General features: G+C 65.7%; 11 protein-coding genes. 8 read left to right on the forward strand and 3 right to left on the reverse strand.

What is annotated here, in order from left to right:
* Positions 1-60: 60 nt before the first annotated feature.
* The 3 genes from ACODS5_RS12040 to nirD all read left to right on the forward strand — a co-directional run bounded on the left by ACODS5_RS12040 (position 61) and on the right by nirD (position 7,241).
* Positions 61-4,029, forward strand: a complete 3,969-nt coding sequence (locus tag ACODS5_RS12040; RefSeq protein ID WP_489108766.1) for a bifunctional nitrate reductase/sulfite reductase flavoprotein subunit alpha — start codon at positions 61-63, stop codon at positions 4,027-4,029.
* A gap of 297 nt (positions 4,030-4,326) precedes the next feature.
* Positions 4,327-6,879, forward strand: a complete 2,553-nt coding sequence (nirB, locus tag ACODS5_RS12045) for a nitrite reductase large subunit NirB (protein WP_489108767.1) — start codon at positions 4,327-4,329, stop codon at positions 6,877-6,879.
* Positions 6,879-7,241 carry a nitrite reductase small subunit NirD gene (nirD, locus tag ACODS5_RS12050; protein ID WP_489108768.1) on the forward strand — a complete coding sequence of 121 codons (363 nt, stop codon included), beginning with the start codon at positions 6,879-6,881 and terminating at the stop codon, positions 7,239-7,241. Before nirB ends, nirD begins: the two co-directional genes overlap by 1 nt.
* Before the next feature lie 14 nt (positions 7,242-7,255).
* Here nirD and ACODS5_RS12055 read toward each other — a convergent pair whose 3' ends face one another.
* Genes ACODS5_RS12055 through ACODS5_RS12065 form a run of 3 tightly spaced genes read right to left on the reverse strand, consistent with a single transcriptional unit; the run spans position 7,256 to position 12,756 of the window.
* Positions 7,256-7,831: an SMI1/KNR4 family protein gene (locus ACODS5_RS12055; RefSeq protein ID WP_489108769.1), complete on the reverse strand. Its 576-nt coding sequence runs from the start codon at positions 7,829-7,831 to the stop codon at positions 7,256-7,258.
* 2 nt (positions 7,832-7,833) lie between these two features.
* Positions 7,834-12,309, reverse strand: a complete 4,476-nt coding sequence (locus ACODS5_RS12060; RefSeq protein WP_489108770.1) for an RHS repeat-associated core domain-containing protein — start codon at positions 12,307-12,309, stop codon at positions 7,834-7,836.
* Between the two features lie 21 nt (positions 12,310-12,330).
* On the reverse strand, positions 12,331-12,756 hold the full coding sequence (locus ACODS5_RS12065) for a DcrB-related protein (RefSeq protein WP_134689331.1): 426 nt from the start codon (positions 12,754-12,756) through the stop codon (positions 12,331-12,333).
* 136 nt (positions 12,757-12,892) lie between these two features.
* On the opposite strand from ACODS5_RS12065, the gene pcaQ reads away from it, so the two are divergent.
* The 5 genes from pcaQ (at position 12,893) to ACODS5_RS12090 (ending at position 16,290) form a co-directional block, all read left to right on the forward strand.
* A complete protein-coding gene (pcaQ, locus tag ACODS5_RS12070) occupies positions 12,893-13,825 on the forward strand; it encodes a pca operon transcription factor PcaQ (RefSeq protein ID WP_489108771.1) in 933 nt (310 codons plus the stop codon).
* 216 nt (positions 13,826-14,041) lie between these two features.
* Positions 14,042-14,770 carry a BamJ family beta-barrel-assembly machinery protein gene (gene bamJ, locus ACODS5_RS12075; RefSeq protein WP_134689328.1) on the forward strand — a complete coding sequence of 243 codons (729 nt, stop codon included), beginning with the start codon at positions 14,042-14,044 and terminating at the stop codon, positions 14,768-14,770.
* 282 nt (positions 14,771-15,052) lie between these two features.
* The gene (locus tag ACODS5_RS12080; protein WP_489108772.1) at positions 15,053-15,493 is read left to right on the forward strand and encodes a YkvA family protein; all 441 of its coding nucleotides are present in this window, start codon (positions 15,053-15,055) and stop codon (positions 15,491-15,493) included.
* Positions 15,494-15,583: 90 nt separating this feature from the next.
* Complete coding sequence (locus ACODS5_RS12085; RefSeq protein ID WP_134689324.1) at positions 15,584-15,925, forward strand: helix-turn-helix domain-containing protein; 342 nt, start codon at positions 15,584-15,586, stop codon at positions 15,923-15,925.
* Positions 15,922-16,290 (forward strand): hypothetical protein, encoded by a 369-nt coding sequence (locus tag ACODS5_RS12090; protein ID WP_134689322.1) that lies wholly within the window; start codon positions 15,922-15,924, stop codon positions 16,288-16,290. Before ACODS5_RS12085 ends, ACODS5_RS12090 begins: the two co-directional genes overlap by 4 nt.
* Positions 16,291-16,350 lie beyond the last annotated feature (60 nt).

Consider the following 16,350-nt stretch of genomic DNA (forward strand, 5'->3'; position numbering starts at 1 on the left):
GCTTGCGATCAGCCAAGCGGGAGCAGCCGGCGCCTTTGTCGTTCGTGCAGGAGAACACCCATGAGCAGCAGCGAGGTGCGCAGTGTCTGCCCGTATTGCGGGGTCGGGTGCGGTATCGTCATGAGCGTCAGCGCCGGCAAGGTGACCAAGGTCAGCGGCGACAAACAGCACCCGAGCAATTTTGGCCGGTTGTGTACCAAGGGCCTGACTGCCCATATCCCGCTGGCCAGCGGACGCATGGCCCAGGCCTTCGTGCGCCGCGAGCGCAGCCAGGAGCCGGTGCGCAGCAGCCTCGACCAGGCCATCGCCGAGGCGGCGCGGCGGCTGCGCGAGATCATCGACAACCATGGCGCCGATGCGCTGGCGCTGTATGTCTCCGGGCAGATGTCGCTGGAAGCCCAGTACCTGGCCAACAAGCTGGCCAAGGGCTTTATCCGCACTCGCCACATCGAGTCCAACTCGCGGCTGTGCATGGCCAGCGCCGGCAGTGGCTACAAGCAATCGCTGGGTGCCGATGGGCCGCCCGGCAGCTACCAGGATTTCGAGCGGGCCGAGGTGTTCCTGGTGATCGGCGCGAACATGGCCGACTGTCATCCGATCCTGTTCCTGCGCCTGCTCGACCGGCTCAAGGCTGGTGCCAAGCTGATCGTCGTCGACCCACGGCGCACCGCCACCGCCGACAAGGCCGATCTGTTCCTGGCGCTGCGCCCGGGCACCGACCTGGCGCTGCTCAACGGCCTGTTGCACCTGCTGCATGCCAACGGCCACACCGATGCCGGGTTTATCGCCCGGCACACCGAAGGCTGGGAGGCCATGCCGGCCTTTCTCGAGGACTATACCCCCGAGCGGGTCGCCGCCATCACCGGCCTGGACCCCGCCGCGATTCGTGAGGCCGCGCGGCTGATCGGCGAGGCCGGGGCGTGGATGAGCTGCTGGACCATGGGCCTGAACCAAAGCATCCACGGCACCTGGCACAGCAACGCGCTGTGCAACCTGCACCTGGCCACTGGCGCCATCTGCCGGCCTGGCAGTGGCCCGTTCTCGCTGACCGGCCAGCCCAATGCCATGGGCGGGCGCGAGATGGGCTACATGGGCCCGGGGTTGCCCGGGCAACGCTCGGCGCTGGAGGCCGGCGACCGCGCCTTCGTCGAGCGGCAATGGCAGCTGCCGGCTGGCACCCTGCGCAGCGAGGGCGGGGAGGGCACGGTGGCGTTGTTCGAGCAGATGCAGCGTGGCGAGGTGAAGGCCTGCTGGATCATCTGCAGCAACCCGGTGGCCAGCGTCGCCAATCGCCAACAGGTGATCGACGGCCTGCGCCAGGCGCAGTTGGTGATCAGCCAGGATGCTTTCCTCGACACCGAGACCCAGCGTTACGCCGATATCCTCCTGCCGGCGGCTCTATGGGCCGAGGGCGATGGGGTGATGATCAACAGCGAGCGCAACCTGACCCTGGCGCCGCGGGCGGTGGAGCCGCCCGGCGAGAGCCTGGAGGATTGGCGGCTGATCGCCCGGGTGGCCTGTGCCATGGGCTATGCCCAGGCGTTCGACTACCCCGACGCCGAGGCGGTGTACGACGAAATCCGCCGCTTCCACAACCCGGCCAGCGGCTACGACCTGCGCGGTATCGGTTATGCCGACCTGCGCCAGGGGCCGCGGCAATGGCCGAGCGCGCCGGGGCGCGAGGACCACCGCAGCCCGTTGCGCTATGTCAGCGAGGGAACGCTGGTGTTTCCCACGCCCAGCGGCAAGGCGCAATTCTTCGCCCGGCCCTGGTTGCCACCGGCGGAGCTGCCCGACGATGCCTTCCCTTTCGTGCTCAATACCGGCCGGGTGCAGCACCAATGGCATACCCTGACCAAGACCGGCAAGGTGGCGAGCCTGAACAGGCTCGAACCTGGCCCTTTCGTCGAGATCCACCCCAGCGATGCGCTGCGCCTGGGCATTCACGACAAGGACCAGGTGGCGTTGCGTTCGCGCCGTGGCCAGGCACGGCTGCCGGCACGCCTCAGCGATCGGGTGCAGCCCGGCAACTGTTTTGCGCCGTTTCACTGGAACGACCTGTACGGCGAGGGCCTGGCGATCAATGCGCTGACCTGCGACGCGGTCGACCCGACGTCCTTGCAACCGGCCTTCAAGCACTGCGCCGTGGCCCTTGAACGGTTGTCCGGCGAACGTATCGACGCCCTCGACCTTAGCCACCCGGAGCCTGCCACCATGCCCACTGCCACCCTGTCCCGCCTGCTTGGCCTGGAGGTGTTGCCGGCACCGGTGTTGGCCGAAGACGAGCGCCACTACCTGCAAGGCTTCCTGCTTGGCCTTGACCAGGCGCAGCGCCTCGGCGTGCCCAGCCTGCCGCCCGGCGCGCCCTTGGCGCCGGCCCGGCGGCTGTTCGTCGACGGCCTGCTGGCGGGCCTGTTCTACCCGGCGCAGGCTGTGCCGGGGAGCACCGCCGAGGCCCCTCGGCATCATGTGCTGTGGGCGTCGCAGACCGGCAACGGCGAGGGCCTGGCCGAGCGCTGCGCGCAGCGTTTGCGCGAGGCGGGGTTGGCCGTGGCGCTCAGTTGCATGCAGAACATTCACCCGGCACAGCTGCAGGGCGCCGCCAGCCTGGTGCTGATTGCCAGCACCTTCGGCGATGGCGAGGCTCCGGACAGCGGCGCGGCATTCTGGCAGGCGCTGCAGCAAGAGCAGGGCGCTAGCTGCGCCGCCCTGCCGTATGCAGTGCTGGCCCTGGGCGATTCGAGCTATGAGCAGTTCTGCGGTTTCGGCCGCAAGCTCGACCAACGCCTGGCCGACCTCGGTGCCCGGCGCCTGTTGGCGCGGGTCGATTGCGAGCCTGATTGCGAAGCGGCTTTCGCCGCCTGGCTGGATGCCTTGCTGCCGGAACTGGGCGGTAGCGCGCCGGCGCCCGCCGTGGCGCCGCCGCCAACCCGCGTCGGCAAACCCCAGCCCTGGTTGGCGCCGCTGCTGGAGAACCGCCTGCTCAATGGCCCGGGCTCGCGCAAGGAGACGCGGCAACTGGTGTTCGACCTGCGCGGCAGCGGCCTGAGCTACCAGCCCGGCGATGCCCTGGGGGTATGGCCGCGCAATTGCCCGGCACTGGTCGATGAACTGTTGGCGTTGATGGCGCTCGATGGCCAGGTCCAGGTTGAGCTCCAGGGCCAGGCGCCGATGGCGCTGCGCACCGCGCTGGAGCGCCACCTGGACATCACCCGGGTCAGCCGGCCGCTGCTCGAGGTGTTCGCCGAGCAGGCCGAGGGCCTGCGCCGTCTGTTGCTGCCTGAGTACAGTGCCGAGCTCAAGGACTGGCTGTGGGGCCGGCAGCTGGCCGATGTCCTGCAAGCGTTCCCCCAGCGTTTGCCCCTGGCCCGCTGGCTGGCGTTGCTCAAACCCTTGCAGCCGCGCCTGTACTCGATCAGCTCCAGCCCCTTGGCCCATCCCGACCAGGTGCACCTGACCGTCGCCACCGTGCGCTACGGGGCGCGCAAGGGCGTGTGCTCGACTTTTCTCGCCGACCGGGCGACGGCCCTGGAGGTGGCGATTTTTCCGCAACCGTCGAAGCACTTTCAGCTACCGCAGGACGATGCCACGCCGATCATCATGATTGGCCCCGGCACCGGTATCGCGCCGTTTCGTGGTTTTCTCGAGGAGCGCGAACAGCGCCGGGCGAGCGGCGGCAATTGGCTGTTCTTCGGCGAGCAGCATGGCGCCTGCGATTTCTATTACCGCGAGCAGTTGCAGGCCTGGGCAGCGAGCGGGCACCTGCGCCTGAGCACGGCGTTCTCCCGCGACCAGGCTGAGAAGGTCTACGTGCAGCAGCGCCTGCTGGCGCACGGCGCCGAGCTGTGGCAGTGGCTCGAGGCGGGGGCGGTGGTCTATGTCTGTGGCGATGCCCAGCGCATGGCCAAGGATGTGGACGCCGCCTTGCGTAAGGTAGTGGCCGAGCACGGTGGCATGGCTGCCGAGGCGGCGCAGGTTTATGTCGAGGGGCTGGCGCGGGACAAGCGCTATCGGCGGGATGTGTACTGAGCGCACCAGTGTGGTGAGCGCCGCACCGGGATGGTTCGTTTTGCCGCTGCTGGACGTTACGTGGGCGCGGGCTTGCCCCGCGAAGGAAGGCCGCGGATACGCCGGCCCTGGGGTTCGCCGCTGGCACTGGCTCATTCAGTTCCAGGCAATTGGCACAGTCCCTGCTTTGATCCAGCGACAACAGCCCCCCCGATCAACGGCGATCGTCCAGGGCCCCCAACTGATGAGTACAGGCAAAGGCGCCTGGAGCTTCGGCTCCAGGCGCCTTTTTGCGTTTTCCGTGAGCGAGGAACGGCTATGCAGGCAACAGCGAACGAGGCACAACGACCACGATTGGTCATCGTCGGCAATGGCATGGTCGGCCATCACTGCGTCGAGCAACTGATCGAGCGCGGCGCCCTGGCCCGCTTCGAGTTGCATGTGTTTGGCGAGGAACGCCAGCGGGCCTACGACCGGGTCCACCTGTCGGAGTACTTCACTGGCAGTTGCGCCGAGACCCTGGCCCTGTGCGCGCCAGGCTATTACCCGGACAACGGCGTGCACCTGCACCTGGGCGAAGCGGTAGTGGCGATAGACCGCCAGCGTCAGGAGCTGGTCACCGACGTAGGTCGCTACGGCTATGACCAACTGATCCTGGCCACCGGCTCCTACCCGTTCGTGCCACCCATCGAGGGCTCCAGCGGCGACGCACGGCTAGTCTACCGCACCCTCGACGACCTCGACGCGATCCGCGCCGCCGCCAGCGATGCCCGCCGTGGCGTGGTGGTCGGCGGTGGCCTGCTCGGCCTGGAGGCGGCCAACGCTCTCAAGTCTTTGGGCCTGGAAGCCCATGTGGTGGAGTTCGCCCCACGGTTGATGCCGGTACAGCTCGACGGCGAAGGCGGCGCTGCATTGCGCGCGCGCATCGAGGCGCTGGGCGTCGGCGTGCACCTGGCCCGCGCCACCCAGTCGATCAGCGCGGGCGAGCAGTACCGCTACCGGATGAACTTCGACGGCGGCGAGCACCTGGAAACCGACCTGGTGGTGTTCTCCGCCGGTATCCGCCCGCAGGACGCCCTCGGTCGCGCCTGCGGCCTGGAGGTCGCCGCCCGCGGCGGCGTGGTGATCGACAACCACTGCCGCTCCAGCGACCCGCGGATCTTCGCCATCGGCGAATGCGCCTCGTGGAGCGGCAGCGTGTTCGGCCTGGTCGCGCCGGGCTACGCCATGGCGCGCAACCTGGCGGCACTGCTGATGGGCGAGGCGGTGAACGGGTTCAGCGGCGCCGACCTGTCGACCAAGCTCAAGCTGCTGGGCGTCGATGTCGGCTCGATCGGCGACGCCCAGGGCGTCACGCCGGGCGCGCGCAGCTACCGCTTCATCGACGAGGCCAGTGCCTCGTACCGGCGGCTGGTGGTGGATGCCAGCGGCAAGCAGGTGCTCGGCGCCGTGCTGGTGGGTGACAACAGCTACTACGACACCTTGCTGCAATACGCCCAGAACGGCATCAAGCTGCCGGTCGACCCGGCCACCTTGATCCTGCCCCAAGGCGGCGGCGCGCCCGCCCTGGGTGCCGACGCCTTGCCCGCCGCCGCGACCCTCTGCTCATGCCACAACGTCAGCAAGGGCGCGGTGTGCGCCGCCATCGACGGCGGCTGCGCCGACCTCGCCGCGGTCAAGGCCTGCACCAAGGCCGCCAGCGGTTGCGGTGGTTGCGCGGCACTGCTCAAGCAGGTGGTCGAGCACGAGCTGAGCGCCCGCGGCGTGAGCGTGGACAAAAGCCTGTGCGAGCACTTCGCCTACACCCGCCAGGAGCTCTACGCCCTGGTGCGGGTCGAAGGCATCCGCACCTTCGGCGACCTGCTCGCCCGCCACGGCCAGGGCCATGTCGGCTGCGACATCTGCAAGCCGGCAGTGGGCAATATCCTCGCCTCGTGCTGGAACCAGCCGATCATGGACCCGGCGCTGGTGCCGTTGCAGGACACCAACGACACCTTCATGGCCAACATGCAGAAGAACGGCACCTACTCGGTGGTGCCGCGCATTCCCGGTGGCGAGATCACCCCGGACAAGCTGATCGTGATCGGCCAGGTGGCGAAAAAATACGACCTCTACACCAAGATCACCGGCGGCCAGCGTATCGACCTGTTCGGCGCGCAGTTGCACGAGCTGCCGCTGATCTGGGGCGAACTGATCGCCGCAGGCTTTGAAACCGGGCACGCCTACGGCAAGTCGACGCGCACGGTGAAGTCCTGCGTCGGCAGCACCTGGTGCCGCTACGGCGTGCAAGACAGCGTGGCCATGGCCCTGCGCCTGGAGGACCGCTACAAGGGCTTGCGCTCGCCGCACAAGCTCAAGTTCGCGGTGTCCGGCTGCACCCGCGAATGCGCCGAGGCGCAGAGCAAGGACATCGGCGTGATCGCCACCGACAAGGGCTGGAACCTCTACGTGTGCGGCAATGGCGGCATGCGCCCGCGCCACGCCGAGCTGTTCGCCACCGACCTGGACGACGAGACCCTGGTACGGCTGATCGACCGCGTGCTGATGTTCTACATCCGCACCGCCGACAAGCTGCAGCGCACCTCGGTGTGGCGGGAAAACCTCGAGGGTGGCCTGGACTACCTCAAGCAGGTGGTGATCGATGACAGCCTGGGCCTGGCGAGCGAGCTCGAGGCGCAGATGCAGCATGTGGTCGAGCAGTACCAGTGTGAATGGGCCAATGCCTTGAGCGACCCGGAAAAACTCAAGCGCTTCCGTACCTTCGTCAATGACCAGCGCGCCGACCCCGACGTGCACTTCGTCCGCGAACGCGGCCAGCGCCGCCCGGTGGCGCCGCTGCACCTGATTCCGACCCATGAGGAGGCTGTGTGATGAACCAGAGCAACAGGGCTGTGCAATCCGAGACCACCTGGCACAGTGTGTGCGCTGCCCATGACCTGGTGGCCGATTCCGGGGTGGTGGTGTGGCATGCCGGCGAGCAGGTGGCGTTGTTCTACCTGCCGGGGCAGGCGCAGGCAATTTATGCCGTCGGCAACCGTGATCCGCGTTCCGGAGCAAATGTCATCGGGCGCGGATTGCTGGCCAGTCTGCAGGGTGAGCCCGTTGTCGCGTCGCCTTTGTACAAACAGCATTTCTCGCTGCGTAATGGCTGCTGCCTGGAGGATCCGGGCCAGGCGCTGCCGGTTTGGCGGGTGCGGATCCAGGGTGAGCAGGTCGAATTGTCCCGCGCCTGAATCCGCAGGGTGGCTCAATCCTGGTCAAGCGGGTAATGGCTGGCGCCACAGGCGTCGAGGTAGCTGGCCAGCTCCGTGTCGGCCGGGTTGGGCACGGCCCAGGCGTCATCTGGCAGCCAGTAGGTGTCATCACCAGTGCCCAGCAGGGTTTCGACCTTGTCGATGAAAGCGGCGAGAAAATACTCGAACGATGAGGCGATCACCGTGACGGTTTCGGGTTGGCTTTCGCGATACAGGCCGATGAAGTGCGAGCCGTGGGCGTTCTTGCGTGCCAGGTAGCCAAAGCTTTCGCCGGCGCTGGTGCCGGCGAAAGCCCAGAATTTCATCGCCAGGAGGCTGTCCAGCGCCCACATTTCCATGATGTTGTCGTACAGGTTCAGGCCCAGCTCAGGATTCTTGAAGCCCAGGAAGCAGTAATCGAGAACCGACGCGCCGTTGGTCTCGGTGAGAAATGCCTGGTACTGGCGGTCAAGGCCACCGGTCACCTTGCCCATGTTCTTGAGCACCACCATGGCGCCCTGGCCGCGATACAGCTTGATCTTGGGATGACGCTCTGCCAGCAGCGCGAGCCTGTCTACCAATACTTTCATGCCTAGTTCACCTTGTTGATGTGTTCGCTGACAACTTTGTCGATTTCCATCGCTTTCTTCACCACCTGCGCGCGCGTGGGTTTGGGGTGCTGCTTGCGGAATGCCGTCCACATCGGCGAAACCACCTTGCGGTGGATGTTGCGTGGCAAACCCTGCAGGTTGGAAAGCGACGTACGCATCGACTCGGGGAACAGCTTGCCGGCGCCGATGTACATCTGGGGGACGCGGTGATGGACCTCCAACTTCAGTTTGCCAATGAATTTTTTCATCCGCGGGAAGGCATTGAAGTAGATATTGCGGTAGCACGCCAACCCCAGCGGGTCGATCCAGGTCAGGGCATTGGCGGCATAACGGTAAAGGTTCAGCCCGCCACGCAGTCCGATGGGATCGGGCTGGGTGAAGCGCCCGATATCAGGGTCGTAATACCTGAAGGTGTTGTAGTGCAACCCGGTTTCGCGGTCCAGGTACTGGCCCTGCAAGCGAAGGTTCTGCCTGACACGGGTGTGGGGGGCATGCCATTCCTCCTCTTGCCCACCCCAGGCTTGGCAGGTGGCGTGCCACAGGCTGTCGCCGGCCTCATCGGTCATTTGCTCCGGTAGCCCTGCCAGATTGAGATGGAAGTAACGCACCTGCTCGTGGCCGGCAGCACCATCGAGCCTGGCCAGCGGTTCGTGGCTCTCGCTGTCGGCATAGAGATACAAGCAGGGCTGGCCGTCCTGACACTCCTGCAGCAGGCGCAGCCCCTGCCAGTGGAATGTGCTCTGGCTCACCGGTGTCGGGTGGTCGTTGCGGTACAGCGCCTTGTGCGTGCGACGCCCTAGCGGATCGTAAGTGAACTCGATGCGTTCATGCACGGTACCGCGGTGCTGATGAATGCGTACTACACGGTGTTCGGCATCGTATTCGAAACGTTGCAGCAAATGACGGCCGCTACGTTTTTCGCTCAAACGGCCATGGCGGTCGTAACGATAGTGCTTGTCCTGGTAGACCTTGAGCCGGTCGTGGAGCACATGGCCCTTGAGTCGGTAGCCGTCCAGCAGGTTATCGGCACCATCATAGGCGTAGGTCTGCACTTGCAGGGCTGGTCGATCGCGTTGATGTCGGCGTACGCCATGCACGCGCTCGGTAGGTCCCAGGTCATAGCCGACGCTGGTGTGCAGGCTGAAACCGCCCAGTGCCCCGAGCATTGGCTGGCCTGGCATGGTTTGGCCTGTGGTCTGCGGGCTCTGGGTAAACAGCTCGGCGATCAGATTGTCGGCGGCGTCGTATTGGTAGTCCTTCTGCAGCAGCGCCATGGCCTGGGAGGGGCGCTCAGGGGCATGCAGGCTCCGTTGCAGCAGGCGGCCGCAACTGTCATAGCGGCTACGGGTCAGCAACCGGCCCTGGGTGCGCAGTACCTCACGGTGCAGTTCGTCGCGTTCGAAGTCACAGATCACCCGGCCATCCAGGTTGACCTGATGCAAATGACCGCTGCCGTAGTAGAGGTGGTTGATGCGGCGCTGATCGGGGAGCAGGAGGCTCTGCAGGTTGCCCAGTTCATCGTGCAGGTAGTGCAATTGACCGTCGCCACAGGTTTCCGTGCAGAGCTGCCCAAGTGCGTCATAAGCGAAATGCAGTTGCTGGGTGGTGCCGTGCAGATCGGCAAAGACGATTTGCACAAGGTTGTCGGCGCTATCCCAGGCATAGTCTGTTACGCCATCGGCGGTCGTTTTGCGTATGCAGCGGCCACTGGCGTCGTACTCGAAGCTTTGCTGCAACACTGCGGCGTCCCGATCCGGCGGGCTACCGGGCATGGCTGGCTCCGCTTCCTGGGTTGGATACTGCAAGATGCGGGTCGGCTCACCCGTGGCGGCATAGCTGAAGCTGTAGCCACTGCCATCGAGGTTGCGTTGGCTACTGACGCGGTCGAGCGCATCCCACGCGAAGTGGTAGTGTTCACCATTCTGATTGCGCACTTGCAAAATACGGCCGAAGGCGTCGTAGCTGAAGCCGATTGCCAGGCCAATGGCGTCTATGCGTTCGGTCACTCGGCCGCTGGGATCGTAGCGCCATTGCGTGACCTGGCCTGCTGGATCGCGATGTCGCACAAGTTGCCCGGCTGCGTCGAAGTCATAATGTTCCTGGCGGCCATCGGGGTGTTGCCACAGCCGCAAGTGGCCTCGTGCATCGTGCTCGAAGCGGTTGCGTTCGCCGCGCGCGTTGCTGGTATCGCTCAGGTGTCCGCGCGCATCGTATCTATAGGTGGTGAGCTGGCCGGAGCAGTCACGCTCGGCAGTTATCTGCCCGCGATCGTTCCAGCTCAGCTGCCGTTGCCGGCCCTGGGCGTCGATGATCTGCACCAAGCGTCCATGGCTGTCATGCTGGTATTGGGTTTCGCGGCCCAGTGGGTCACGCACGACAAGTGGGTTGCCGTGGCGGTCGTAGATGATGCGCAGGGTATGGCCTGCGCTATCGGTCAGGCTTACTGGCAGCGCCCAGTGCTCGGTATAGGTGCAGCTCTGGACTCGGCCCAGTGGGTCGCGTATGGCAATCAGCCGACCGAGATTGTCATAGCTATAGTGGTGTTCCTGGCCAAGGGGATCGATCATGCGTAGAACCTGGCCAGCAACCATGTCCCATTGCCAGATGTTGCCCAAGGCATCGATGTGACGATAGACCTCGGCCAGTGGCCCCCAAAAGTAATGCTCCTCGCGGCCAAGGCTATCGCGAACCTGGGTGTGGCCTAGCTCGAGGTCGTAGCTCAACTCATAGTGTTCGCCGTCGCTGCCCCAGTGCCGTACAACCCGCCACTGATGACTTGGCTGAGCCTCCAGCACAACAGGCAGCGCGTACGGCGTACCGTCGAGGCGCTTCGGGCTTGGACCTTGTCGCGGGACCTCGAAGCGGGCCCAGGCATAATGGCGTACTGCGCCGCTGGCCAGCGTGTGGCTGGCCATCAAACCTTCGTCTGTGTAGCTGAATCGGCGGACCTCCCGGCCAGTGGAGTCCATCACCACCGCCAGTTGGCCGTGCGCGGTGTACTGGTAGCTGGCCAGGGTTTCGCGCTGTTGCACGACAAAGTCCGCGCCGCTTGCCAACAGCAGGCGCTGGACTTCGCCGACGCGTTCAGGATGCGCGGCGTCGTAGTGCAGCTCGATGCACGTGCGACCGTAGGTGTCGGCCAGGTACTGCAGGCGACCGCGCTCGTCATACAGCAGATCGAGCATGTTCAGATTGCGATCGCCTACCTTGACCAAGCGCGAGCGTCGAGGCACCCGTGGGTCGACCTGGAACACTTGGTACTGGCCGCTGTTGATGTCTTCGACGATCGTCAGGCCTGTTTCCAGCTGAAAGAACGCGCGCCCGTCGAGCACGCTGACGAAGGCGCTGCCTGTGGCGAGGCGGCCCAGTTCCATGCGCACGCCTTGCTCGTCGATGTGGACCCACAACTCACCGCCTTGGGGGTGAACGATACGTTCGATGTACGCTTCGTACGGCACGCTCCAGCCTTTGCCGAACAATCCGTGCTCGCGCAGGTCGTCGCTGTCGTAGCTACGTTGCCACTCGATCGGCAGCAAACCCGGCAGGCTGAAATCGAGATCCTCGGGGCCTGCCTGGGTCTTGCTGCCGCTGGAAGGCATCACCGGGTTGCCTACGCTGCACCCGCCTTTCATCTTGCGTGACAGCAGCATGCCGGCCACTATGCCGACGATCTTCGCCAGTGCGCTCTTGCCATCACGAATATCGCGTACGGTCATGGTTTTGCCGCCGATGCGTACATCAGGCGAGAAGGTCATGCCCACAGGGCCGTCGCAGGTGCTTTTATCGCCGACCCTGGAGGCGGGCTGGCCATTGATGAAGACCTTGTCCGAGCCTTGCGCGAGAAACTGTTCTGGCATTGGCGGGTGCTTTTTACACGTGACCTTGTCCAGCGGACGGGGCTCGGTGTTGGCATCGGCCGGCGTGCTGACGGGGGGGTTGAAGATATCGTTGATGGCCGAGGCGAGCCCCAGCACCGGCATGAGCATCATGCCGGCCGTCATGGCGTAGCCGCTGACGGTCTCGAGGAACGACGGCTGCGGTGCTGGTTCGGCATCACCGGCCGGCCCGATGCTGATGCCTGCGGCGCGCGCGGCCAGCTTGCCGTTGATGCGAGTGTTGCCCGAGCCGGTTTCGATCCGGCCATGCGGTTCTGGTGGGAACATCGCCCCGCCCAGCCAGTCGCTGAACTGGCTGACGCGATCACCCAGGCTCTTCTCCTCCCCGCCGGGCAGCATGGCTGCAGCGCCGACCAGCGCGCCGGCGATCAATGGCGTAAGCGCCGCGGCGGCGCCGCCAGTTCCGACTACGGCCACCACTGCACCGCCAATCGCGGCGGCCACGGCCGCCGTGGCTGCCGCGTAGATAACCGCCTCGCTGACTGCGCTGACCAAATCGGCCATCAACGGCGGGTGCAGGATCAGATCGCCCTGGCGGGCGGCGTGCAGGCTGTCATCCATGAGCCATCTCTGAAAGGGTGGTCAGTTCAGTCGCAAACCGGCCTTGATCGTCTCCCAATGGGCAAGGTCAGCGGGCTCCAGTGGTGTTTGCTTGCTGTAGCTCACCGCGACGAAACGGGCTTGGCCGGCAGGAGCGTAGGCCAACTGGCGCTGGTAGGAGACCACATCTGCACGCTTGAACTGCAGGCTGGTTTCCAGGCCGTGGATGTCGCGGGCCACACCGGCGCTGACCGGCTGTGGTTCGCTGATGACCGCCGCAAGGCGTTCGCGCAGTTGCGCCAGTTGCTGCTGGTAGAGGCTTTCCAGGGTCTGCCCCTCGGGTAGTGGGCTGCGCGCGATCACCAGGCTGGTGCCGCGTTCGCGAAAAGCGAGCATGTTCATGCTGGTGTCTTCGGGCGTTTCATCGCCCAGGTCCAGGATCAGGTCCTGGGTCAGGTAGGCGGCCATAGCGCTGCTCCATGCGTTGAAGCGGCACACGCTAAAGCTTCGGCACCGAGCCTGCAAGCGCGTGGCTGGCGCCGAGTGACGCAAGTCACCGAATCACCATGGCTTGCAGGCCCGGCGCGCGGATACACTGCCAGGCATGAACCTCGATACCCGCATCAAGTTCCGTCATCTGTTGTGCTTCCTGGAGATTGCCCGGCAGGGCAGCCTGGCCAGGGCCGCCGACGTGCTCGCGATCAGCCAGCCGGCAATCTCCAAGACGCTCAAGGAGCTCGAGGACCTGCTCGAGACCCGGCTGTTCGAGCGCGGCCGCCAGGGCGTATCGCTGACCGCGGCGGGGGCGCGCTTCTTGCGTTATGCCGGGCCCAGCGTGCACGCCCTGCGCGAAGGCGTTGGCAGTGTGCGCGGCGAGGCCTTGCAGCCATCTCAGGTGCGTATCGGTGTGTTGTCCACGGTCGAAGGCCTGCTGATGCCCGAGGTGCTGTGCCGCCTGCACCAGCGCCATGAAGCCTTGGTGATCAGCGTGGTCACCGGGGTCAGTGCGCAGTTGCTTGGGCAGTTGCATGTGGGCGAGCTGGAGCTGGTGGTCGGGCGCATGACTGACAGCCCGCGTATTCAGGGGTTGTCGTTCGAACACCTGTACAGCGAGTCGATGGCCCTGGTGGTGCGCCCCGGGCACCCGTTGCTGGCGCGCCAGCCAGTCGACCGGGGACTGCTGGGGCAGTACGCGCAAGTGTTGCCGCCGTCGGGGACGACCATTCGCCAGCATGCCGACAGCCTGTTCGTGCAAGGCGCGATCGGCGTGGCGGCACAACGCCTGGAGACGCTGTCGTTGGCGCTGAGCCGGCGCTATGTGCTGGGCAGCGACGCGGTGTGGGTGGCGCCGCGCGATGCGGTGCTGATCGACCTGGCGCGCGGCGAGCTGGCCGAACTTGACCTCGGGGTGCGCGAGCCGGGGGGCTCGGTGGGTATCTGTCGCAACGCTGCGGTGCCCCAGGGCCTGGCGGCGCAGTGGGTGTGCGAGGTATTGCGCGAGGTGGCGGGGGAGTATCGGCAGGGTGGATACCCTTGAAGCTGGGCGGCCTCCATGGGCTTGAACATCTCCGGGCAAACCCTGGCGAAGCCATCAATACTGGCCATTGGCTGCAAGCGCGATCATGAACAACCTTTAACCCAGGAACTTCCAGCCCACAACCCGCTCTTATGCCGGTAGCCATTGGTCGCGGCCGCCTGCTAAGCTCGCGGCTTTACCCTGATTGCCCTCATGGCGCATGAACAAGGAAATAGCATGAAACAGCATCGTTTGGCGGCTGCGGTTGCCCTGGTAGGCCTGGTCCTGGCGGGCTGCGACGCCCAGACCAGCAGCGTCGAGCTGAAGACTCCGGCACAGAAAGCCTCCTACGGTATCGGCCTGAACATGGGCAAGAGCCTGGCCCAGGAAGGCATGGACGACCTGGATTCCAAAGCCGTCGCCCAAGGCATCGAAGACGCTGTTGGCAAGAAAGAACAGCGCATCAAGGACGAGGAACTGGTCGAGGCCTTCACCGCCCTGCAGAAGCGCGCCGAAGAGCGCCTGGCCAAGGCCAGCGAAGAAGCCTCCGCGGCCGGCAAGAAATTCCTCGAGGAAAACGCCAAGAAGCCTGGCGTGGTCACCACCGCCTCGGGCCTGCAGTATGAAGTGGTCAAGAAGGCCGACGGCCCGCAGCCCAAGCCGACCGATGTGGTCACCGTCCACTACGAAGGCAAGCTCACCGACGGCAAGGTGTTCGACAGCTCCGTCGAGCGCGGCAGCCCGATCGACCTGCCGGTCAGCGGCGTGATCCCAGGTTGGGTCGAAGGCCTGCAACTGATGCATGTCGGCGAAAAATACAAGCTGTACATCCCGGCCGAGCTGGCCTACGGCGCCCAGAGCCCAAGCCCGCTGATCCCGGCCAACTCGGTGCTGGTGTTCGACCTGGAGCTGCTGGGCATCAAGGACCCGGCCAAGGCCGACGCCGAAGCCGCCCCGGCCAAGTAAGCGCCAGTCTGCTGCTGCAACGACGCCCCGTTTTGACGGGGCGTCGTCGTTTTCGGCTGCTTGACGCGAACCGGCGGCGTCATTCACTGTCGCAAGCAATGCCACGGCGTAATCGCGGGTGTGCCTGTCGCAAAACGTTTGCGCCGTTGCAACGGTTGTGTAAAAAACGCCCGATCCGTTCCCGGCCCTTGCCTGGCGGGCACGACGCGGCGCCAACGCCGCCCTGTTCACAAGGTTATCCACAATAAATGTGGATAACCTGCCTGCTCCTCTGGAGGTCTCATGAGCGCACCCTGGAATTTCGCCCGCTTCCTGCCCCTGGCCGAGCGCCTGCTCAGCCGCGGGCGGTTGCCGGCCCTGTTGTTCGCCGTGGCCCGCAAAGGCCCCAAGCTCGGTCAGTTGCGTGAGGACCTGGGCCTGATGCAGGCGCTGTGCCTGGCCTGGTGGCGCGGCGAGTACCGTGCCGTCAGCCCCAAGGCACTGGTGACCATCGTCGCTGGCTTGCTGTACTTCGTCAGCCCGCTGGACGCCATTCCCGACTGGTTGCTGGGGGTCGGCCTGCTTGACGACATCGCCGTGCTGGGTTGGGTGCTCAAGACCGTGGCCGACGAGCTGGCCCGCTTCAAGACCTGGCGCGCCAGCCAGGCGCCGGAGCGGCTGCGGGTGGTCGAGCGCCTGCCCAATAGCCCCGAAGCGTTGCGCCTGGAGCGCCCCGGCAACTGATTCACGGCATGCCCCCGAGGTTGGTAATATAATTGGCATAAGGGTTATGCCTATGGATTACATGCCGTAGTCCAACGTCAAGGGGGTTGTATGGGTATTCAGGTCATCAGCCGGGACGGTCAGCCCGAGTACGCAGTCGTTCCCTGGGAGCAGTACCAGGCGTTGCTGGCCGCCGCCGGCCAGGCACCTGGCGCAGCGCCCGCCGCACACAAGGTCGCCGCCGAACCCGCAGACGCCAGCTTGTCCGCCCTGGACCAGCTGGCGTCGTTGCGTGAGGCCAAGGGCCTGGCGCCCGAGCAACTGGCGCGCAGCGTCGGGATCAGCCCGGCCTACCTGGCGCTGATCGAGGCCGGCGAGCGCCGCCCCGATGCCGCGATCCTGCGCAGCCTGGCCTGGCACCTGGGGGTGGCGGGCTGGAGCGAGCCGTCATGAGCCAGGTCAGGATCAGCCGTCAGCAATGGCAGAGCCTGCTGACCGAGCTCGACCTGGCCCGCCGGCAACGCCACCTGCTCACCTACCGGGCGCTGCTGGAGCGCCTGCAACTGCCCAGCCCGGCCATGCAGACCCTTACCGCGGCCCTGGAATACCTGGCGCTGCTCGATGCCCGCGCCGAGCAACCGCTGCGCAGTTCGCTGGTGATCAGCCAGGGAGCCAGCCGCCTGCCACGCACGGGCTTTTTCGAGTGTGTCGAGCGCCTGGGGCGTTTCTCCGGGCCGGTGGATGGCATGGAGGCGGCGTCGTGGCATGCCTCGGAGGTGGTGCGAGTGTTCGAGTACCGTTATCCGGAAGAGGCCTGAGCGGCTCTGCCACCCACCGCGTCGCCTGGTTCGCCAGCAACGCTGGCTCCTACGGGCCCG

It is taken from the genome of Pseudomonas sp. FG47, from assembly GCF_057809115.1.

Excerpts from the sequence above, each read along its gene's own strand:
- ACODS5_RS12040 (WP_489108766.1), top strand. The coding sequence starts at position 61 with ATGAGCAGCAGCGAGGTGCGCAGTGTCTGCCCGTATTGCGGGGTCGGG.
- nirB (WP_489108767.1), top strand. The coding sequence starts at position 4,327 with ATGCAGGCAACAGCGAACGAGGCACAACGACCACGATTGGTCATCGTC.
- nirD (WP_489108768.1), top strand. The coding sequence starts at position 6,879 with ATGAACCAGAGCAACAGGGCTGTGCAATCCGAGACCACCTGGCACAGT.
- ACODS5_RS12055 (WP_489108769.1), bottom strand. The coding sequence starts at position 7,831 with ATGAAAGTATTGGTAGACAGGCTCGCGCTGCTGGCAGAGCGTCATCCC.
- ACODS5_RS12060 (WP_489108770.1), bottom strand. The coding sequence starts at position 12,309 with ATGGATGACAGCCTGCACGCCGCCCGCCAGGGCGATCTGATCCTGCAC.
- ACODS5_RS12065 (WP_134689331.1), bottom strand. The coding sequence starts at position 12,756 with ATGGCCGCCTACCTGACCCAGGACCTGATCCTGGACCTGGGCGATGAA.
- pcaQ (WP_489108771.1), top strand. The coding sequence starts at position 12,893 with ATGAACCTCGATACCCGCATCAAGTTCCGTCATCTGTTGTGCTTCCTG.
- bamJ (WP_134689328.1), top strand. The coding sequence starts at position 14,042 with ATGAAACAGCATCGTTTGGCGGCTGCGGTTGCCCTGGTAGGCCTGGTC.
- ACODS5_RS12080 (WP_489108772.1), top strand. The coding sequence starts at position 15,053 with ATGAGCGCACCCTGGAATTTCGCCCGCTTCCTGCCCCTGGCCGAGCGC.
- ACODS5_RS12085 (WP_134689324.1), top strand. The coding sequence starts at position 15,584 with ATGGGTATTCAGGTCATCAGCCGGGACGGTCAGCCCGAGTACGCAGTC.
- ACODS5_RS12090 (WP_134689322.1), top strand. The coding sequence starts at position 15,922 with ATGAGCCAGGTCAGGATCAGCCGTCAGCAATGGCAGAGCCTGCTGACC.